The organism is Streptomyces sp. MUM 203J (genome assembly GCF_022414595.1).
In the GTDB taxonomy this organism is placed as follows: domain Bacteria; phylum Actinomycetota; class Actinomycetes; order Streptomycetales; family Streptomycetaceae; genus Streptomyces.
The window spans coordinates 22,425-41,001 of the sequence record NZ_JADWYO010000046.1; the positions used below are offsets into that span (position 1 = coordinate 22,425).

Annotated in this window: 17 protein-coding genes and 4 pseudogenes; 11 read left to right on the top strand and 10 right to left on the bottom strand. The window is 69.8% G+C overall.

Translation table 11 applies throughout. From position 1 onward, the window contains the following. Position 1 precedes the first annotated feature (1 nt). Positions 2-775, bottom strand: a complete 774-nt coding sequence (gene istB / locus I3F58_RS21180) for an IS21-like element helper ATPase IstB (RefSeq protein WP_240110241.1) — start codon at positions 773-775, stop codon at positions 2-4. Beyond that, complete coding sequence (gene istA, locus I3F58_RS21185; RefSeq protein WP_240110242.1) at positions 772-2,184, bottom strand: IS21 family transposase; 1,413 nt, start codon at positions 2,182-2,184, stop codon at positions 772-774. Before istA ends, istB begins: the two co-directional genes overlap by 4 nt. A 173-nt stretch (positions 2,185-2,357) precedes the next feature. Between istA and I3F58_RS29680 the strand changes: the two genes are divergently transcribed. The 4 genes and pseudogenes from I3F58_RS29680 to I3F58_RS21205 form a co-directional block, all read left to right on the top strand. After that, positions 2,358-2,957: a response regulator transcription factor gene (locus tag I3F58_RS29680; protein ID WP_240110243.1), complete on the top strand. Its 600-nt coding sequence runs from the start codon at positions 2,358-2,360 to the stop codon at positions 2,955-2,957. Next, positions 2,954-3,688: a HAMP domain-containing protein gene (locus tag I3F58_RS21195; protein ID WP_240110244.1), complete on the top strand. Its 735-nt coding sequence runs from the start codon at positions 2,954-2,956 to the stop codon at positions 3,686-3,688. The genes I3F58_RS29680 and I3F58_RS21195 overlap by 4 nt, the downstream gene beginning before the upstream one ends. A 5-nt stretch (positions 3,689-3,693) precedes the next feature. After that, complete coding sequence (locus I3F58_RS21200; protein ID WP_240110245.1) at positions 3,694-4,122, top strand: hypothetical protein; 429 nt, start codon at positions 3,694-3,696, stop codon at positions 4,120-4,122. An 11-nt stretch (positions 4,123-4,133) separates the two neighbouring features. Then, positions 4,134-4,250, top strand: a pseudogene (locus tag I3F58_RS21205) (hypothetical protein); the annotation flags it as partial. A 220-nt stretch (positions 4,251-4,470) separates the two neighbouring features. Here I3F58_RS21205 and I3F58_RS21210 read toward each other — a convergent pair. Then, on the bottom strand, positions 4,471-5,670 hold the full coding sequence (locus I3F58_RS21210) for a WD40 repeat domain-containing protein (protein ID WP_240110246.1): 1,200 nt from the start codon (positions 5,668-5,670) through the stop codon (positions 4,471-4,473). 211 nt (positions 5,671-5,881) lie between these two features. Here I3F58_RS21210 and I3F58_RS29685 point away from each other — a divergent pair. Then, positions 5,882-6,100 (top strand): annotated as a pseudogene (locus tag I3F58_RS29685) (IS5/IS1182 family transposase); the annotation flags it as partial. 45 nt (positions 6,101-6,145) lie between these two features. On the opposite strand, the gene I3F58_RS21215 reads toward I3F58_RS29685, so the two are convergent. The 3 genes and pseudogenes from I3F58_RS21215 to I3F58_RS21225 form a co-directional block, all read right to left on the bottom strand. Further along, entirely contained in the window at positions 6,146-6,739 is a 594-nt protein-coding gene (locus I3F58_RS21215) for a hypothetical protein (RefSeq protein WP_240110247.1), read from the bottom strand. Positions 6,740-6,888: 149 nt separating this feature from the next. Continuing rightward, positions 6,889-7,236, bottom strand: a pseudogene (locus tag I3F58_RS21220) (IS5/IS1182 family transposase); the annotation flags it as partial. A gap of 91 nt (positions 7,237-7,327) precedes the next feature. Further along, positions 7,328-7,501: a hypothetical protein gene (locus I3F58_RS21225; protein WP_240110248.1), complete on the bottom strand. Its 174-nt coding sequence runs from the start codon at positions 7,499-7,501 to the stop codon at positions 7,328-7,330. A gap of 164 nt (positions 7,502-7,665) precedes the next feature. Between I3F58_RS21225 and I3F58_RS29880 the strand changes: the two are divergent. The 3 genes and pseudogenes from I3F58_RS29880 to I3F58_RS21240 all read left to right on the top strand — a co-directional run. Then, positions 7,666-8,276: pseudogene (locus I3F58_RS29880) on the top strand (IS21 family transposase); the annotation flags it as partial. Between the two features lie 162 nt (positions 8,277-8,438). Continuing rightward, positions 8,439-8,969, top strand: a complete 531-nt coding sequence (locus I3F58_RS21235; protein WP_240110266.1) for a hypothetical protein — start codon at positions 8,439-8,441, stop codon at positions 8,967-8,969. Positions 8,970-9,247: 278 nt separating this feature from the next. After that, positions 9,248-9,667 carry a transposase gene (locus I3F58_RS21240; RefSeq protein WP_374208016.1) on the top strand — a complete coding sequence of 140 codons (420 nt, stop codon included), beginning with the start codon at positions 9,248-9,250 and terminating at the stop codon, positions 9,665-9,667. Between the two features lie 30 nt (positions 9,668-9,697). Here I3F58_RS21240 and I3F58_RS21245 read toward each other — a convergent pair whose 3' ends face one another. After that, on the bottom strand, positions 9,698-10,408 hold the full coding sequence (locus I3F58_RS21245; RefSeq protein WP_240110249.1) for a TetR/AcrR family transcriptional regulator: 711 nt from the start codon (positions 10,406-10,408) through the stop codon (positions 9,698-9,700). Positions 10,409-10,540: 132 nt separating this feature from the next. Between I3F58_RS21245 and I3F58_RS21250 the strand changes: the two genes are divergently transcribed. Continuing rightward, positions 10,541-11,002 carry a nitroreductase family deazaflavin-dependent oxidoreductase gene (locus tag I3F58_RS21250; RefSeq protein ID WP_240110250.1) on the top strand — a complete coding sequence of 154 codons (462 nt, stop codon included), beginning with the start codon at positions 10,541-10,543 and terminating at the stop codon, positions 11,000-11,002. Between the two features lie 502 nt (positions 11,003-11,504). Here I3F58_RS21250 and I3F58_RS21255 read toward each other — a convergent pair. The 3 genes from I3F58_RS21255 to I3F58_RS21265 form a co-directional block, all read right to left on the bottom strand. Continuing rightward, the gene (locus I3F58_RS21255) at positions 11,505-12,236 is read right to left on the bottom strand and encodes a hypothetical protein (protein ID WP_240110251.1); all 732 of its coding nucleotides are present in this window, start codon (positions 12,234-12,236) and stop codon (positions 11,505-11,507) included. Positions 12,237-12,631: 395 nt separating this feature from the next. Beyond that, positions 12,632-15,103 (bottom strand): SpoIIE family protein phosphatase, encoded by a 2,472-nt coding sequence (locus I3F58_RS21260; RefSeq protein ID WP_240110252.1) that lies wholly within the window; start codon positions 15,101-15,103, stop codon positions 12,632-12,634. 1,498 nt (positions 15,104-16,601) lie between these two features. Beyond that, positions 16,602-17,210 (bottom strand): TetR/AcrR family transcriptional regulator, encoded by a 609-nt coding sequence (locus I3F58_RS21265; protein ID WP_240110253.1) that lies wholly within the window; start codon positions 17,208-17,210, stop codon positions 16,602-16,604. 85 nt (positions 17,211-17,295) lie between these two features. Between I3F58_RS21265 and I3F58_RS21270 the strand changes: the two genes are divergently transcribed. Next, positions 17,296-17,721 (top strand): nuclear transport factor 2 family protein, encoded by a 426-nt coding sequence (locus I3F58_RS21270; protein ID WP_240110254.1) that lies wholly within the window; start codon positions 17,296-17,298, stop codon positions 17,719-17,721. Then, a complete protein-coding gene (locus tag I3F58_RS21275; protein ID WP_240110255.1) occupies positions 17,718-18,566 on the top strand; it encodes an NmrA family NAD(P)-binding protein in 849 nt (282 codons plus the stop codon). Before I3F58_RS21270 ends, I3F58_RS21275 begins: the two co-directional genes overlap by 4 nt. Positions 18,567-18,577 lie beyond the last annotated feature (11 nt).

Consider the following 18,577-nt stretch of genomic DNA (forward strand, 5'->3'; position numbering starts at 1 on the left):
GTCAGGCTGCGTCGTTCTGCTCTCGTTCGATGGCAGCGAGCCGGTTCTTGAGCCGGTAGCTGGGGCCGTTGATGGAGATGACGCCGCAGTGGTGGAGGAGGCGGTCGAGGATGGCGGTGGCGAGGACCTCGTCGCCGAACACCTGTCCCCACTCGCTGAAGGTCTTGTTCGAGGTCAGGATGATCGAGCCCTTTTCGTAGCGCTTGGAGATCACCTGGAAGACCAGGTTGGCCTCCGCGCGGGCAAGGGGCTGGTAGCCGACCTCGTCCAGCACGAGGACCGCAGGCCGCAAGTACGTGCCGAGCTTGCTGGTCAGGCGTCCCGTGGCTTCGGCGGCGGTAAGGTTGCGGACCATGTCGTCGAGGCTGGTGAAGTAGATCGAGTAGCCAGCCCGGCATGCCGCGACCGCGAGAGCGACGGCGACGTGTGTCTTGCCCACCCCCGGCGGCCCGAGCAGGGCGGCGTTGGCCTTGGCCTCGACGAAGGAGAGGGTGGCGAGGTCTTTGACCTTGCGGGGGTCGAGCTCGGGCTGGAAGGAGAAGTCGTAGTCCTCCAGCGTCTTGTGGTGCGGCAGCCTCGAAAGCCTCAGCCCCTGCCGAAAACGGCGGTCGTCACGGACCGCCAGTTCTTCGGACAGGACCAGGTCGATGAAGTCGAGGTAGCCCATCTTGGCCTCATCGGCCCGCTGTGCATATTGGGTCAGGGCCTCGGCCAGGTGTGGCAAGCCCAGCTTGGCGGCCGTGCTGCGGATGCGGGTGGAGACCAGCTCGCTCAAGACGATTCCTTCGGCGTTCGGTGGGTGGTGAAGGGGCGGGTGCCGGTCAGCTCGTCATAAACCGACAGCGGCCGGCGGCCGACCTCGACCTGAGTGGCCGCGACCCGGTTCAGCAAGGTCATCAATCCCGCCTCCGGGCCGGAGCCGTCAGACCGGCGGGGTGCGGGCAGGTCGCCGCCTGCTGTGACCCGGCGGCCGGCTCCGGTGGGCAGACCGTCCCAGTGCTTGTCGTCCACAACGCGGGCGCCTCGGCCAACGGCCCGGGGGTGGGCGGCCAGGAGGGTTTCGCCCTGGTGGTCGGGTGTCGTGGAGTGCAGAGTGACCTGGGATTTCGTGGCTCTGATCTCGACCAGCTGGCGCGGACGGACCCGCCTTGCCGGCACTGAGTAGAGGTTCGCCTCGAAGGCGACGAGGCAGTCCTTACCGACGTAGCGGAGGTGTCGCTGGGCGACCACGTAGGGGGTGGTCGGCAGCGGACGCAGGGCCATGTGGTCGCGGACCGCGCGCAGGCCGATGACCTCGCCGTGAGTGCCGTGCACCTTCGCCCGACGCAGAGGGACCCAGGCGGACGCGGCGTTCATCTCCTCGATCGAGGAGAAGGCCCGGCCCGCCAGGACGTGGTCACGGACGATGCCGACCTGCCGCTCGACCCGGCCCTTGCCCTGGGGCCGGTAGGCGGCCAGCACGTCAACGTCGAAGTCGTAGTGACCGGCGAACGCAACCGCCTCCGGGTGCAGCGGCACGGCCTCGCCTGGTGCGACGTGGCGGCGGACGACGGTCTTGGTGCGGTCGTAGACGATCGACATGGGGACACCGCCGAAGTGGGCAAACGCCTGACGGTGGCACTCGAAGAACGTGCCCAGATCCTGGCTGGTGGTGAAGCAGCAGAACGGATCCCGCGAATACGACAAGGTCATGTGGAAGGAGTAGACCTTCGGGATGCCGACGTGGGCGAGGATCTTGCCCTCGTCGCCCCAGTCCACTTGGGCCTGAGCGCCGGGCACCACCTCGAACCGGCGGTGCAGGCCGGCCAGCTCGCCCGGACTGATCCCGAGTTCTTCCGCGATCCTGGGACGGGCCTCCTGCAAGTAGATCTTCACGCGCTGGTAGGTGCCGGTGAACCCGTACTCGGCCACCAGCCGCTCGTGGATCACGGCCCCTTTGAGGAGGATCTCGGCCCTCAGCATCGCATCGATCAGCGGCGCGACCCCGTCCACCACCCGCTGCCGCGGCTGGCCGTTCGCGGCCCTCTTCGGCGGCGCAACCGGAACCTCGCCCGACAGATACTTGGTGACCGTGCGCCGATTCAGCCCGGTCTCCTTCGCGATCTCCCGCAGGCTCATCGCCCCGGACTCATACAGACCGCGAAACCGCCTCAGCTCCAGCCATCGATGCGGGTCGAGCACCACAGCCAGCCGCCCTCCGCCGTTCCCGAACCGACGACAGCAGACTTCCGTCTCCAGCCTCTCCGTGCCTCAACAACGGTGCGTTCTCATTCGTACGAGGTGGTGCACGTTCACTTGTACGCCGACACGCCGATCCACAACGGCTCTACCTCACCCGTGAGGGCTTCGGCGTCCATGTGGAGACGGACGGCGCCGCCGGGCTCGCCGCCGCGCGGCGGCTGCACCCGGTGGCGATCGTCCTGGACATCGGCCTGCCCGGCGTCGACGGCGTGGAGATCTGCCGCCGGCTGCGCGACTCCGGGGACTGGACCCCGGTGCTGCCGGTCACCGCGCGGGATGAGGAGGCCGACCGCATCCTCGGCCTGGAGCTGGGCGCCGACGACTACCTCACCAAGCCGTTCTCGCCCCGCGAGCTGGTGGCCCGGGTCAAGGCGGTGCTGCGCCGCGCGGCCGGGCCGCCCGAGCCGCCGGTGCGCACGGTGGGCAGGCTCCGCCTGGACCCCGCCCGGCGCACGCTGCACCAGGATGGCCGACCCGTCGCGCTGACCACCACCGAGTTCGATCTGCTGGCCCATCTGCTGCGCCACCCCGGCCGGGTCTTCACCCGCGACCAGCTCCTCGCCCACGTCTGGGGCTACGCCGACTACTGCGGCACGCGCGTCGTGGATGTCTACATCTCCCAGCTGCGGTGCAAGCTCGGGGAGGCCAGCCCTATCCGCACCGTCCGCGGCGTCGGCTACAGCGTCGCGGACGCCGGCACGGACCTCGCGACATGATCCGCCGCCGCGGTTCGCTCGTCGGCGACATCGTGCTGCTCAGCACGGCGGTGGCCGCGGTCGCTGTCCTGCTGACCGGGATCGTCGCCTGGTACCTGGTGCGGGACAACGCCGAGGAACAGGAGCGGGACCAGCTCTCCCACCGGGCGGAACTGCTCAGCCGCTCCCCCGGGCTGCCCTCCCTGCTGCTGCGGCGCGGGCAGGGGCTTGTCGACTCCACCGGCGTGCGGCTCGCCGTCCTCGACCCGCTGGGTGAGGCGACGGGCCCCGCGGCGTCGGCTGTCACGGCATCCACGAGGGACACACTGCTCGCCGACCAGCCCGTGTCCGGCACCGGCACCGGCACGCTGGACGGACGTCCGGTGCTCGTCGAAGGCCACCCCTCGGAGAGCGGCGGCGCCGTCGTGCTCACCCAGCCGCTGACCGCCGTGGACGAGGCCACCGACCGCATGCGCGGCAGCCTGGTCGTGCCGCTCGGCGTCGGCCTGCTGGGAGCGGCCCTGGCAGGGGCGCTGCTCGCCAGGCGCCTGTCCAGGCCTCTGGTGACGGCGGCGAGCACGGCCCGCCTTCTGGCCGAGGGTGCCCGCGGGCTGCGGGTCGCGACGCATGGCCCGAACGAGGTCGCGGAGCTGGCCGACGCGCTGAACACCCTGGGCGCGGCGCTCACCCGCAGCGAGAACCGGCAGCGGGAGTTCCTGCTGTCCGTCTCGCATGAGCTGCGCACCCCCTGACCGCCGTGCAGGGTTACGCCGAGGCGCTCGCCGACGGCGTCGTGGGCGAGGCTGACCTGCCCGAGGTCGGCCGCACGCTGCTGACCGAGACCCGGCGCCTGGACCGCTTTGTCGCGGACCTGCTGGACTTGGCCCGCCTGGAGGCCGACGACTTCCGGCTGGAGATCCGGCAGGTCGACCTGGACTCCCTGGTCGCCGAGGCCGGAGCGGTCTGGTCGCGCCGCTGCGCCGGGCACGGTGTGACGTTCCGCTTGGAGCGGCCGGGCCGTCCCGCGGTCGTCGAGACCGACGGCGCTCGGGTCCGCCAGCTCCTCGACGGGCTGGCGGAGAACGCCCTGCGCGTCACCCCCGCGGGCAGGCCGCTGGTGCTGGCCCTGACCCGGCAGGACGACGGGACCACCAGCTCCAGGTCCGTGACGGCGGCCCCGGGCTGACCGACGACGACATCGCCGTCGCCTTCGACCGCGGCGCGTTGCACGAGCGCTACCGAGGCATCCGCCCGGTCGGCAGCGGTCTCGGCCTGGCCATCGCCCACCGGCTGGCGACCCGCCTGAGCGCCACCCTGACCGCCCAGGGCCACGCCCCCGAGGGCGGCGCGTGCTTCACCGTCACCGTGCCGCTCCTGCCCGGGAGGCCCGGTCTCCCCTCTCTCCCCGGTGGAGGCGCCTGCGCGTTCCGTCCCCCGCGGGCATCGGCAGGGCACCAGAGGCAGGACCTCGCATCGGGGCCGACCACTGCTCGTCTCGGACACCCCCGTTTCCGTGTACCCCGAGGGCGTCCTGTCAGATGCGGCTCAACACCGCGACCTCGGCACCGAAGCCGACTACGAGGCGACCGTCCGAAGCCGTCGCCAGGGCCTGCACCGGCGAGGGGAACAGCAGCCGGTCCGCCTGCAGGCCAGCGTCCAGGTCCCACACCCGCACCGTGCCGTCATCGCTGCCGGTGACCGCGTGCGGTCGCCCGTCGAACTCCGACACCGCCACCGAGCACACCCGATCGTCATGGCCGGTCAGGGTTGGACCGACCTGTCCCCCGGCGATCAGATCCCACACCCGCACGGTGCCTCCTCCGCTGCCGGTCACGGCATGAGGTCGGCCCTCGATCTCCGTCGTGGCCATCGCCCACACGCATGACCTGTGGCCGGTGAGGGGAGCACCGACCTTTCGCCCGGCGATCAGATCCCACACTCGCACCTTGCCCTCGTCACCGCTGGTGACCGCGTGCGGCCGACCGTCGATCTCCACTGTCGCCACCCCCCACACGGTGCCGTTGAAGCCGGTGAGCCGCTGGGCCGGCCGGCGGGTGACAAGGTCGCTCAGCAGCAGCGTGCCGTGCCCGGAGCCGGTGACCGCGTGCGGCCGGCCGTCGATCTCCACTGTGGCCACCGCCCACACCCCGCCGCACAGGTCGGTGAGAGGGGGCCCGGCCTGCCGACGCGTGGTGAGGTCCCAGATCGACGCGGTGTGGTCATAGCAGCCGGTGACGGCGTGCGGCCGGCCGTCGATCTCCAGGACCGCCAACGAACTCATCTTCCGGCCGGGGCCGTTGAGAGGTGGACCGGCCTGTCGCCCGGCGATCAGGTCCCAGACCAGCACGGTGCCGTCTTCGCTGCCGGTCACGGCGTGCGGCCGGCCGTTGATCTCCGGCACCGCGACCGCACGCACCTCGTCGTCGTGGCCGGTGAGCGTCCGGTGCGAGCGGGCGTCGAGCATGGAACCGGTGGCCCACTCCACCTTCCACCGGGAGGCGCTCTCCCCCACCACAGGCGTCGCGGTGATCCGCTCGGAAAGCTCCCGGTCCCCGTACCGCGCCGCGTCGAGCGCGAGCAGCTGGCGCCGTTCCGCGGAGGACGCACCCTCATGGACATGTTGAGAAGCTCGGTAGACCGCCTCCGCCACACGCGACCAGGGGCCGACGGCGCCGTTCAGCAGCCCCCGCACCCGCTCCGGATCCCCACTGACGAGTACGGCGAGATCGTCCAACCGGGCTCCCTCCCCCGCTTCTTCCGCTGCAGCATCGGCACCGTCGCATCCATCGCTCACACCGGTACCGTAGTCGGCGCCTCCGACGTCGCCTCCGCCTGGGCCGATTGCTGCTGTGACGTCACCGAAGGCAGCATCCCCGCTGAAAAGCGGCGAGACCGCGTGCGGTGACGGGGACGGTGTCCAGGCTGACGGGTGAACACGGCGCCCCCTCGGTATCGACGTCAGGATCGTCCTCCGCGACCCGCCGACCACCAGAGGAATCGTGGTTCAGCCCCGAAGTTGGGTCGTCAAGCGGGCCTTCGGCCGGCTGATGAACCACCGCCGCCTGGCCCGAGACTGTGAAGCCCTCCCCGCCCGCTCCGAAGCCGTGATCCACGTCGCGGTGATCAACCTCAGGACCCGCCGGCCAACGAGGGCAACACGCCCGCCCGGTGAGGCACCTGAGCCACCGAACCAGGGCCGGGACACCCGGTTAGTAGCCCTCCTCGGTGATGCGGCACAGCAGGCCGAGCACCGGGTTCGATATTCCTGGCTCTCCGATGGCCGCGAAGTCCGCGCGGACCTCCTCGGCCGGCAGTACGCCGGTCACCACGGCTCGGTAGCGCACCATCGCCCACAGAAAGACGTCGACGCTGCTGAACCCGCTCCACTCGTACCCCTCCACTCCCCCGGAGTGGTCCCAGGCCATGACTCGGCCGCTCGTCATCATGAGGTAGCGGTTTCCGCCACCATCGACCCCGAGCGGCCAGACGTCCTCCGCGCAAACCGCTTCTTCGGGATTCCCGGCCAGCAGGTCCTCTGCTCCCTCGGCGCGGAAGTCGAAGCCGTAGTCGCCCTCCGGCCAGTTCTCGTCGATGAAGTTCGGCATCTGCCCCGAGCGGACCCTCGCGTCGAAGCTCGCCAGCGCCCTCGCGGCATCGGACGGCAGCTTGGCCAGAAACGGGGACACCTGCCGCACTGCCGGACTCATCCGTTCCAGGTGGGGAAACCATCGGGCCAGGTCGCCGTCCAGATCACGTTCGGTGTATCCGGACAACCGGTCGGCAGTGACAGGAGGGTGTTCCACGGAGATCTCCACAAGGCGCAAAGAGGCGGCTGTCGTCGCCACCATCCTCCCTCGGCCGCCCGGAGCGGCGAGAGCGGCGTCCGAACCACTGCACCGAGCCGGCCACCGTGTGGCCCGTCGGCCTATCCGGCGAGGACGCGGTGGCACTTTCATACGGTGCAGAGGCATGGCGTGGCGTACGCCCCCCTCAAGGGGCAGTCACGGAAGCTCTTCCAGGTCTCCGTGCGCGCGAAGACGTGCTCGACGCGGGCCAGTACCTGCTTGCGGGACTTGTCACGCTCCTCCTTCCAGTCCGGGAGTTCACTTTGGCCGCGCTTGCGGCGGCGCGGGATTGCCAGGCCACTGCCCGGGTAGCCGCCGACGGCGCCCCTAGCGCCGGACTCCTCCCCGGCCTTACAGTCGTCGCGGTTCCCGGCGAGCGACCGGCAGACCACGACGGCCAGGCAGATATCGGCATCGATGGCGACCTGGTGGCTGGCCGAGCACCAATGGTTCTCAGGACAGGGCACCGAGCGTCACTTGCCTCACGCGCCTGTCACCTTCTCGATTCCCGAGATACCGGATGCCGGGCCCGAGCGGCGGACCGGTTCACGCTCCCGTCGGCCGTGGCCGGGCCAGGCGCCAGGTCATGAGCATGGTCATCAACCAGTAGACGATCGCCTCGGCGCTACTGGTGCGACGCTCGAAGCCGCTCACCAGGCGGCGGCTGCGCATCAGGTGCGCTAAGAGACGCTCGAAGATCCACCGCTTGGGCAGCACCACGGACCCCTTGGCATCGTCGCCGCGTCTGACTGTTCGCCAGGACCAGGGCGAGCGGCCGGGCAGTGCTCGACGAGGCTGCCGGTGTAACCGCCGTCGGCCCAGACCAGGGCGAGGCGATGGTGGGCATCCGTCAGGCGGGCAAGCAGCACTCTCGCGGCGGACCCCCGATGATCGACGCGCTGATCCGCGCGAAGATCACGACCAAGGGTGCGGTGGTCCACGGGCGGCCCAGGAGTACGGATCCACCGGCAACACCAGCGGGTGAAGCTCCATCTCCAGCAAGCCCGGCCCAGGACCGCGGAGGAACTGCATCGATCCCGCTGCACTTGCGGGTCTGCACCGCCCGTCCAAGGTCATTCCCGGAGTTCAGGCGCAGGTGGACTGGGGGATGCAGGCAAGGTCCTCGCCCGCGTCGGGAACCCGAAAGCGCACTCGCTCCACATGGTCTTGTCGTACTCGCGCACCCCGTTCTGCTGCTCGGCGCCAGCCAGGACATGGCCATCTTCTCCGACTGCCACCGGCAGGCGTTCGCCCGCTTCGGCCGGGTGCCGACGTCCATCGTCCATGACCGCGCCAAGACGGCGGTCCGTCGGCATACCGCCCCGGACGAGGCCGTGCCGCCACACCGGAAGCGATCGCGTTCACCGGGCATGACGACTTCGTCAGCGACTTCCTGGCGGCCCACCGTCCGACCGCCGAAGGCCGGGTCGAGCGGCAGGATGACATCGTCCCGGACCACCTCCTGGCCGACCGGGCCTTTGCGTCCGTCATCGAGGAGACGGAATCCCTCCCGTGTGCGTCGGGCCCTGACGGATGGCCGTGTACGGCTGCCTCAGGCCGGAGCGGCGGTGGCGGGTACGTCGCCGTCGGTACCGTGGTTGGTGGCGGATGCCGCGGGCCGCTTATCCGGCAGCGCGTTCAGCCGTTGACTGCGACCATGAGCCACATGCTGTCGCTGACGATGAACGATGCCGCGGCCGAGATACTCGCGCCTGTTGGTGCGACCGTCCTGGCGCCGCCCGGCGGCCTTGCCCCCCGCCTGCGTGCCCTGCTGGCGGAAGGGATCACCCGCCAGGGAGATGTACTCACCTGGGCCAGCTCGGGCAATGCCAACGGCGCCCCCTCGTTCTTCAGAGACCTCACGGCTTGGGAGTGCGCTGACAGCTCCTTCCATCTGGAGGACCTCGTCCCCGTCGATATTCAGATCATCGACGACGCTCCGCAGATCTCGGAGGACGATCAGCGAATCCTCCTCCTTCACGGGATCGCATTCGCCGTGGAGTTCCGCCAGCTCGTCACCAGACTGGACCGCCCGGGCCCGGTGCGCTGCATCGTGGGAGCCAACGAAACCAACGCGACGTTCAGGTTCCACCAGATCCGCGCAGGCGAGTCGTGGCACGACCCAGACCTCGACAGCTACCGGATGAGCAAGATGGCCGTGATCGACCTCAGGCCAGCCGGCTGCTGATCCCCCAGCATCGGCACGCGCATCCTCTCGGAGGACAGAAGGTCCAGCTCCATCACCGCAGTACCGGACCGCGGACGCCCTGGACGGCCTTGGGATCCTCGGTGTCCTCGCCACCGGCCTCGCGCACGGCTGTTCACGGCACCGTCCGGCGCACCACCGGGGCGGTGAGGAGTGGCTCCGCCAGGCGTTCGGCCGGCGCGCCGGGACTCAGCCCGAGCGCGCGCAACCGCGGGACGGTAGATCGTTCGGGGTAAGTCCCGGTCAAGGAACATGCACTGATGACCGGTGAGAACGTGACCGAGGCTGAGACCGTCGAGTCGTCTGAGTCGCAGCCGTCGAAGGCGGTGGATGACCGGCCGGCCGATGACCTGGTCTCCCGCGCTCAGGCCGAGGGACTGCAGCTGACCGGCGAGAGCGGGCTGCTGCAGCAGCTGACGAAGCGGCTGCTGCAGTCCGCCCTGGAGGGCGAGATCACCGACCACCTCGGCCATGACAGGCACGACCCGGCCGGGAAGAACGACGGCGACACCCGCAACGGCACCCACGCGAAGGCCGTGCTGACGTTGCTCCCAGCGCCCGCGGGATGGACACGACGGAGGCGATCCTGGTCCTCTCCGCCCGGTGTGCTCCCCGTGCCCGCAGGTATGGTCCGCCTGGAAGTCAGTTCTCCTCTCGGAACCGAAGCCGTCGGGGTGTAAGTGATCGGCTCCGCGACCAGGCTGCGTCGCTCAGAGAGATCTTTCGTCGGCCGGCAGACCGATGCCCTGGGCGAGCCGGGCGACAGCGCGGTCGAAAAACGCGTCACGGGCGTCGACGACCCGGTTGAACTGACCGAATAGCTCGAAACCCACCAGGCCGAAGAGCTCGGCCCAGGCGGCGATGACCTCCGTCAGGATGGGGGCGGGCAGCCGTGCGCCCAGAGTCTCGCGCAGCCGTTCGGCGTCGTCGAGCACCTCCTGTGGCGGCGGGGGGCCGTCGTACGCGGGGAAGACGCCGGCCTGGTTTGCGTCCTCGACCACGCCGATGAGAGCGAGGCCGACGCGGGAGGCGGGGCCAATGGTGGCCTGGGGTGCGGCGTAGCCCGGGACGGGCGAGCCGTAGATGAGCGCGTACTCGTGCGGGTGTCCGAGTGCCCAGCTGCGGATGGCGCGGCAGACCGCGGTCCACCGTGCGGCGGGCGCGGCGTCGGTCTCGGCGAGGGCTCGCTCGGCCGACTCGCCCACGGCGTCGTACGCGTCGACGATGAGCGCCGTCAGCAGGTCGTCGCGGCTGGGGAAGTACCGGTACAGCGCGGATGACGCCAGCCCAAGTTCGCGGGCCACAGCGCGCAGTGACAGCTTGGCCGCTCCCTCGGCGGCGAGCTGTCGGCGGGCTTCGTCCTTGATGGCTGCGGTGACTTCCCTGCGTGCGCGTTCTCGAGCTCCCTGGATGGCACTCATGCGGTCCAGTCTGCCAGGAGACGGAGCGGTGACCAATAACGAGAGCGCCGCTCTTGCTTAGAGGCAGTGCCCTGGTGCACGCTGATCTGTATCGAGAGCACTGCTCACACATCTCCCTGGAAGGGAACTCCCATGAGCGAGCGCGCCGACGACTACGTCATCAAGCCGGGCTGGTTCACCGTCAAGGTGTTCAACCGGCTCGTCTCCTGGCTCACCCGGCGCGGGATCAGCGTCTGGGGTTCCCGGGTCCTGGCCGTCCGCGGCCGCAAGAGCGGGGAGTGGCGGTGCACTCCGGTGAATCTGCTCACCGTGGACGGCCGGCTGTATCTGGTCGCGCCACGCGGCCACGTCCAGTGGACCCGCAACATGCGCGCCGCGGGCGGCGGTGAGCTCCGACTGGGGAAGAGAGCGGAGACGTTCGCTGCCGTCGAGGTCTCGGACGATGAGAAGCCCGAGCTGCTGCGGGCCTACCTCAAGCGCTGGAAGGTCGAGGTCGGCGCCTTCTTCAACGGCGTGGGCCCGGACTCCTCCGACGACGAGCTGCGTCGCATCGCGCCGAATCACCCGGTCTTCCGCATCACGATCACCGGCTGACCGCGCCGACCGTTCGCCACGGACAGGGCGGGAGCGCAGGTCGCGAGGCGTGGCGGAGCCCGGGAGTCGTATCCAGCTCCCGGGCCCCTGGGGGTGCCACCCAATTGCGCACGCCGGTGGCGTTTAAGAGGACGGATCAGTCATCAGGCCGTCGTGTTCTTCCTTTGAACTACCGCACCGCGCAAGAGGTGCAGGCGAGATTCGAACTCGCATCCGATGGCGCTCGTCCGTCCCCGGTCGATCCGGCGATCGGCGGCGAATGCTGAAGCTGGAGCGAGAGTCTGAGATTGATGCGGCTGCCTCTGCCACGTTGGGCTACCCCGGCCCGTGATCTGCTGTGCCGGGGGGAGGACTCGAACCTCCACTGTGACCGCGTCTTCAGGCTGAACTTCAGTTTCAGCTTGCGCTCATCACGCGAACCGGTCCTCAATCCGGCCCACGCCTGTTGCGCACCCCCGTGCTCGCACACGGGGGCGACTGGGGATACTACCTGCGCCCGGCATCAGCCGAAGAGGTAGCCGAACACCGCGTCGCCGACACACTGGTCGGTGACCTCGACGCTGTTGGCCTCCTCACGGGCGAACTTGACTGCCTGCTGAAGCTTCTCGACCCGCCCCACGAGCTCGTTGATCCGCCGCGCCGGGAACGCTCCGGAGAACTTCACCGTCGTCCAGTACCCGATGGGCACGTCCTCGTAGTAGACCTCGACCTGCGCCGGGTGCTTGTCGGTCGCCTCGGCTTTGACGTGGTTGCGCGGGACCTTCTTCGTACGGATGGTGCGGACCGGGTCCGTCTTCCACCAGTCCGTCGACGGGTCTAGGGTCCAGGACTCGGCGGCGTCCAGCACGGGCAGCTTCTTGACGAAGGTGTGCAGGTCGGTGAGCTGCTTCTCCAGGAAGAGGAGATAGCTGACCGGGACGTCCGCGATGATCGTCCGCCCGTCGACGGTGACATCCGCGCGCGCAGTGCAGTTGGCCCAGTCCTTCGTGGCGGTGACGTCGAACAGGCGGGTCAGCGACGCGGACATCTCGCGCAGTACGTCCTCTGCCTTGATCTGCACCCGTGTGGACTCGGGCGGCAGCTGCTCGCCCTCCTCGTCCTTCGGCTGGTACGTACGCGAGATACCGGCCAGCAGAGCCGGCTTCTGCACCTTGTGGTGAGCCGTGGTGATGTCCTGGAACGACTTGCTCTTGACGCCCTTTTCCACGGCGATGATCTGATTCAGCTTCGCCACTGCGCTCCCCCTTCGAACGGTAGGAACCTACCTCACCGCACGTCCTTGGACGCGAATGTTTTTCTCCGGCCCGCAGGCCGGAACGGCAGGGCACAGGACGCCGGGACGGGAGCCGCCACCGCGGCCGTCGGCGACTCCTCGTGACAGTGGCCCGGTCGGTCCAGGCGCCCGCCCGGGCGTGCACCGCCACTTCCTCCTGCCGCAGCCCCGGCCTGTGCACCCGAGCCGGAGCTGGGGCGTGCTGTCCACGAGCTCCGAGCTTCATGCCCTCGGGTGGCCTCGTCTCTCGCAGGTGAGGACGTGCAGCAGACAGGACTGCGGGTCGAGGCAGCGGCGCCGGTGCTCGCCCAGGGCGAGATCGCGCCAGGCCGTCGGTGAGCGCACCCGACCAGGCCCTACGAGGTGCCGTGACCGGAACCGAACGCGGTGAGCAGCAGGGCGATGTCGTCGGCCCGGTACGACGCGCCTCGGGCGTTGTGCAGAAGCCGGTCGGCGAGTTCGTCCAGCGAGTCGGCGCGGGCGTGGGCCAGGGATGTTCGGAGGCGGTCGATCCCCACGCCGATGTCGGTTCCGGGTTCCTCGACGAGACCGTCTGTGTAGAGGGCGAGGACGGATCCCGGGGGGATGGCGATCCGCGTCCTGGGATAGGCGCTCGCGCGCTGCACACCGAGGACCGGGCCGACGTCCAGGTCAAGGACATCGGTCGTCCAGTCGGGACGGCGGAGCAGGGGCGGGGGGTGGCCGGCGGTGACGGCGTAGGCGTGGTGGCCCTGCGGTTCGAGGTGGATGTAGCAGCAACTGGCCAGCAGCTCGGAGTCGAGGTCGATGAGGGTTCGGTTGACGCCCGCCATCACATCGCCGGGCGCATGGCTCACAGCGGTGAAGGCTCGTACCGCACTGCGCAACTGGGCCATGGTGGCCGCGGCGGCGATGCTGTGCCCCTCCACGTCTCCGATGACGAGAGAGACCCCGCTGCCGGTGGGGATGACGTCGTACCAGTCGCCGCCGATGTCCATTCCACTGGTGCCGGGCAGATAGCGTGCGACGGTGCGGATGCCCGGAAGCACTGGCAGCCGGTGCGGCAGGAGCGCATGCTGCAGGCCGCGCGCGACGGCGAACTCCGAGTCGTAGAGCCGCGCTCGTTCCAGCGCCTGGGCGATCAGCCCGGCGATTGCGGTGAGGACGCCGCGGTCCTTCTCCGTGAACCGGTGGCTCTCGTCGAAGCCGAGGACGCAGGTGCCGACAGGGCGGCTGCTGGCGATCAGCGGCAGATAAGCCCAGGAGCTCACTTCGCCCGCGGGGATGCCCGGGTAGCCGTGGGAGAGGTCCTGCTGCGACTCGATGAAGAGCGGAGCGCCGGACGTCAGCGCGTCAGTGCCGGGCAGGCGGGCGTGCAGCGGCACGCCCTCCAGCCAGTCGAGGAAGTCCTCGTGGCGGCCGGCGTTGAAGAGCAGGTGCATCGTTCCGTCACGGATCACGTAGATCGCCAACTGCTGGCCTCCGAAGGCCGGGAGGAGCTGGTCGGCGACGACTTCGCAGACTTCGCGTGCGGTGACCGCCTCGGTCAGCGCGCTGCCCAGCTGCAGGACGTGGTACATGACGCCCAGGCGCGCCGGTGTGGCAGCGGTTGCCGCCTCGGCCGAGGAGGCGGACGGCGCCGGGGCAGGGGGTGGCCGACCCAGGGGCACCACCCGGCCGGTCACTCCGTCCGCCTTCGGGTGGAGGGAGAACACGAGCCACCGGTCGGGCGAGCGGCAGGCCAGGAAGGAGACCGGTGCCTGCGAGATCATCGCGGACCGGTGCCGGTACTCGACGTCGGGATCGGACAGCCACGGCAGCACGTCCCAGAGGAACTGACCCAGCAACTCCTCGCCGGAAACACCCAACAACCGCAGGGTGCTGTGGTTGGCATAGGTGACCCGCCCGTCGGGGGTCAGGGAGAACAGTCCGTCCCGCAGCCGCTCGACCGCTGCGGCGGCCGCCTGGCCGACCTGGGCGTCAAGGACCGCGCCGACCAGGTGAGTGCGTGCCCGCGCGTCGCCGGCTTCCGGTACGCGGCCCCACAGTTCGACCGCGCGGTAGCTCTCGCTCCCGTCCCGGCGATCGAGTACGCGCAGGCGCCGTGCGGTGATCCGGCCCTCACCGGCTGCCTCCCGGGCCCCGTCCCGGAAGGCAGCGCGATCACCGGGGTGCAGGCAGGAGGCAAGCGTTCCGGCTCGTCCGTCGAACGTATGAGAGTCGAGACCGAAGATCGCGCAGAGCTCATCGTCCACGGCGAAGGTGCCGGAGGCGAGGTCCCAGTCGAACAAGCCGACCCGCACGCCCGCTGCCGAGGGTGCAGGGATCTCGACGGGAACCGACCCCGGGTCGCACTCGACAGGATCGCCGGTTCGGGCACGGAGGGCGGCGAGGGAGTCACCGAGCCGGTTGGCGACGGCCCGCAGGTGGCGGCGCTGGGTCTTGGACAGCCCTTCGCTGCCGGACGACGCCGCCCAGACGATCGCCAGCGATCCGAAGATCTCCCCACCCGAGCGCACCGGCACGGAGCAGGAGCCGAAGGCGTACGGCAGAGCCACCGCGAGCTGGGGATACCGGCGCATCGTCTCCTCTGCGTCGGCCAGGTGGACCGTGCGCCCGGAGCTGTACGCCGTCGCGACCGGGATGGGACTGCTCACCGGAATGAGGCGCCAGCCCCCGAGCTGGGAGGGTGGCACCCCGCACGTCGCGGCGAGCACGATCGACCGGCGGTCGCGGGAGCGGAGAAAGACGCTGCCCGCGTGCGCGCTGGTTCCTTCGACGGCTCCGGCGACGGCAGCAGCGAGCAGATCGTCACGCTCCGCCGTCTCGCCGACGGTCGTCCTGCGCATACCTCCAGTGTGCACACGTCCCCCGAAGGCCGGCGGCAACCCAGCGAGACGCACCGATCACAGGTAGCAGGGCCTGGTCCACGTCGCCGCGATCCGTCCACGGTCCCGCCCACGACACCCCGGGCAAGATCCCGGATCTGGTCCGGCAGGTCAGCGGCACCTCAACCACGCCTGGGCAACCTCGGCACAGGGCCCGGTGGACGTCGACCGGGGCTGTGATTCGGCTTCTTGGTTGAACCCGGGTCATCGGCTGACTCCTTTCGCAGCCGGGCGCGGGCAAGGCGATATGACGCCGGGTTCCCGCCGTCCGCAGACACGGATGCCAGGTTCAGGATGCACCGTAACCTTCTGCCCGGCTCGATCGGCGAGGCCGCCGAGCTCCTGTATATGGACCTGGCCGCCTGAGCTCTCCTCTGTCGAGGAGACTCACGAAGTACTCCGCACCTTCGACACGCCGGGCTCCCCGAAGCGACATCTCCGCCCTCGCGGCCCTCCTGCCCCGCCTGCCGGCTCTGCCAGGCTGAGCGCCGTGCACGACCGCCTCATCGGTACCCAGACGCCCCAGCGCCGCATCGCCGACGCCGACGCCGAAGAGACACGGCGACTTCTGGAGCGAGGGCGGGCCGGGCACCACTTTCCCCACCGACTACAAGCGGCTCTCCGAGTACTGCGCCTCCTTCGCCTTCAGCCATCGCTTCATGTCCGTCGGCCTGTCCAGTCCGCACAAACGAACTGGAGCTTGAGCCGTGAAGCCTCCTCGAAACACGCGCGGTCCTCGCCCCGCCCAAGCAGCCCCGCGATGGCCCAGCCGTCGGGGTCGTCCGACGACGTGACCCAGTACAGAGCGTCGCCGCCGACGGTGGAGCCCACGGCAACCACCCGCCTGGCTCCGGGAAGAGGGGGAACCCGAGGTGGCAGCCGCAGATGCCCGGTGCGCAGCCGCGTGCTCTTGGGCGAGGCGCGCGGCCAGCTCCGTGACACCGTTCTCGGCCCCGGGCACACAGATGAAGCGGTAGCACTCGAAGTCGCCGGGACCGAACAAGTACACGTACTCCTTGTAGTCGGCCGGGAGGCGCGTCCCGACCGCCGCCTCCGCGCTTTCCCAATCCGCACGCTGAAGCCCGCCGGGACGGCCGCAGCCCTTCGCCTGGCCGCAAACAGACAGATCGCGGCGGTGATCTTCCACCGGAACTCTCTGCCGGAGCACGCAGGGGAGACTGAGGTTCCCCGCAGACGCAGCCGTGGAGACCTTCGATTTCGACTTCGAGGCGCCCCTATCGATGACCATGCACCGCGACTCGTGAGCGATCTCAAGCCACTGCGGTAGGTCGTCGGGGCTCGCAGAAGGTTCCGTCGCGGAGCATCGCGAAGAGGACGTCTGCCCGCCGTCAGGCAGGACAGGGACGCCATTGGACACCGTGCGGTTTCGGCCCACCGACTTGAGGCAGCAACGGAGCGATACGCTCCCCCGCTGATCAAGGTCTCGCCCGATCCTCGGTCACTCCTCGGCGGTCACCCCTTGCAGTGGGCCGGAGGCCAGGACTCTGGTGACGAAGGTGGCCAACTGTGCCCGCATCCTTTCCCGCGGAACGCGCTCTGCTCCGGCCAGGTGCTCGACGAGGTCCGCTCGTGTGGCGGCGAGCAGGACGTGGGCGGTGAAGTCGCTGTCGGTCAGGCCGGGGATCTGTTCCAGTACGGCTCGGAGGACACCGTGCCACCACTGGTAATGCTCCCCCCGGTAGGGGCTGCTGCTCCCGCTTTCCTCCAGGGCCAGCGCCAGGCGCCGGTTGTCCAGTTTGAAACAGAGGACGGCGTCGAGCAGCGCGGGTACGCGATCCTGCGGTGAGGCCGTAGGTCCCAGGGGCGGTGGGCCGGCCTCGACGGCTCCCCTGAGCGGTTCGAGCCGTGCCTCGTACAGCGCACGGAGCAGCCCGGCGCGATCGCCGAAGGCCCGGAAGAGCGTGCCCTTGCCAACGCCGGCCGCTGAAGCGACGTCGGCCATGGTGATGTCAGTGGGACTTTCGCGGCGGACAAAAAGGGCGTCGGCGGCTGCGAGCACCGCCTCCCGGTTGCGGGCGGCGTCTTTGCGGGACTTGCGCTCGGGCATGCTGCTCCTTCGTTTGCAAACCGGACCCGTGGTCCGTATCGTCAAAGCGGACCCAGGGTCCGGATTCTAGATCTGGAGGATACCCATGCCCGCACCGACTTCTCCGGCGGATCTGTACCGCCACAGCCTGCGACTGCTGCTCGACAAGAACATTCCCGCATGGGTCGCCCTGTGGGCCGAGGACGGCCTCATGGAATTCCCCTTCGCACCCAAGGGCTGGCCCCAGCGTCTGCAGGGCAAGGAGGCCGTCTCCGCCTATATGCGCCACTACCCCGACCGCATCGATCTGCACGACTTCCCCTACCTGCGCATCCACCAGACCGCCGATCCGGAGACCATCGTGGTCGAGATGCGCGGCGTCGGCCGTCTGGTGGAGACCGACGCTCCCTTCGACATGACCTACATCGCCGTCGTGACCGTGCAAGAGGGGCAGATCACCTCCTACCGCGACTACTGGAACCCCCTCGCCGTCCTTGAGCCCGGCACCGACTTCGCACGGAGCAGCCGATGACCACCACCGGCACCACCTTGGTCATCGGCGCCACCGGTACCACCGGCAGCCGCACCGCAGCACAGCTGACGGCCGCGGGCCACCGCGTCAAGGCCGCCAGCCGTCAGGCCACCCCGGTCGTCGGCGCCGAGCCGGTCCCCTTCGACTGGTACGACCCCTCCACCCACGCAGCCGCCCTCGACGGCGTCCACCACGTCTACCTCATACCGCCCGTGGGTGACTCCGAGCCCGCGGCGATCATGCTGCCGTTCCTCCTTCAGGCCCGCGCTGCCGGCGTGCACCGCGCGGTGCTGCTGAGCTCCTCGGCCATCCCCGAGGGCGGCCCGGCGGTGGGAAGGGTGCACCAGGCCCTGCCCGGTCTCTTCGAACAGTGGGCGGTGCTGCGGCCCTCGTGGTTCATGCAGAACTTCACCGGCACGCACGCACACGCTCGCACTATCCGCGACGAGCGCGTCATCTGGACCGCCACCGGCATGGGCCGGGTCGGCTTCGTCGACGCCGATGACATCGCGGCCGTCGCCGTACGCGCTCTGACCGACGAGCAAGCCCCCAACGCCGATCTCGTCCTCACCGGACCCGAGGCACTCAGCCACGACGACATCGCCGCGATCATCACCGAGGTCACCGGTCGACCCGTCGTCCACCGCCGTCTGTCGTACGAGCAGATGCGCGATCGCCTCACGGCGTATGTGCCGGTGGAGTTCGCCGCAATGCTGGCCGACATGGACCGTGCCATCGCCGACGGAGCAGAGGACCGCATCACCGACACAGTCCAGCGCCTCACCGATCGGCCCCCGTGCACCTTCCGGGCCCTCCTTGAGAGGGAGATGCGATGCAGCAGCTGACCGTCTCGTCC

Excerpts from the sequence above, each read along its gene's own strand:
- I3F58_RS21250 (WP_240110250.1), top strand. The coding sequence starts at position 10,541 with ATGAGCGAGCGCGCCGACGACTACGTCATCAAGCCGGGCTGGTTCACC.
- I3F58_RS21275 (WP_240110255.1), top strand. The coding sequence starts at position 17,718 with ATGACCACCACCGGCACCACCTTGGTCATCGGCGCCACCGGTACCACC.
- I3F58_RS21260 (WP_240110252.1), bottom strand. The coding sequence starts at position 15,103 with ATGCGCAGGACGACCGTCGGCGAGACGGCGGAGCGTGACGATCTGCTC.
- I3F58_RS21235 (WP_240110266.1), top strand. The coding sequence starts at position 8,439 with ATGAGCCACATGCTGTCGCTGACGATGAACGATGCCGCGGCCGAGATA.
- I3F58_RS21245 (WP_240110249.1), bottom strand. The coding sequence starts at position 10,408 with ATGAGTGCCATCCAGGGAGCTCGAGAACGCGCACGCAGGGAAGTCACC.
- I3F58_RS21195 (WP_240110244.1), top strand. The coding sequence starts at position 2,954 with ATGATCCGCCGCCGCGGTTCGCTCGTCGGCGACATCGTGCTGCTCAGC.
- I3F58_RS21265 (WP_240110253.1), bottom strand. The coding sequence starts at position 17,210 with ATGCCCGAGCGCAAGTCCCGCAAAGACGCCGCCCGCAACCGGGAGGCG.
- I3F58_RS21270 (WP_240110254.1), top strand. The coding sequence starts at position 17,296 with ATGCCCGCACCGACTTCTCCGGCGGATCTGTACCGCCACAGCCTGCGA.
- I3F58_RS21240 (WP_374208016.1), top strand. The coding sequence starts at position 9,248 with ATGACCGGTGAGAACGTGACCGAGGCTGAGACCGTCGAGTCGTCTGAG.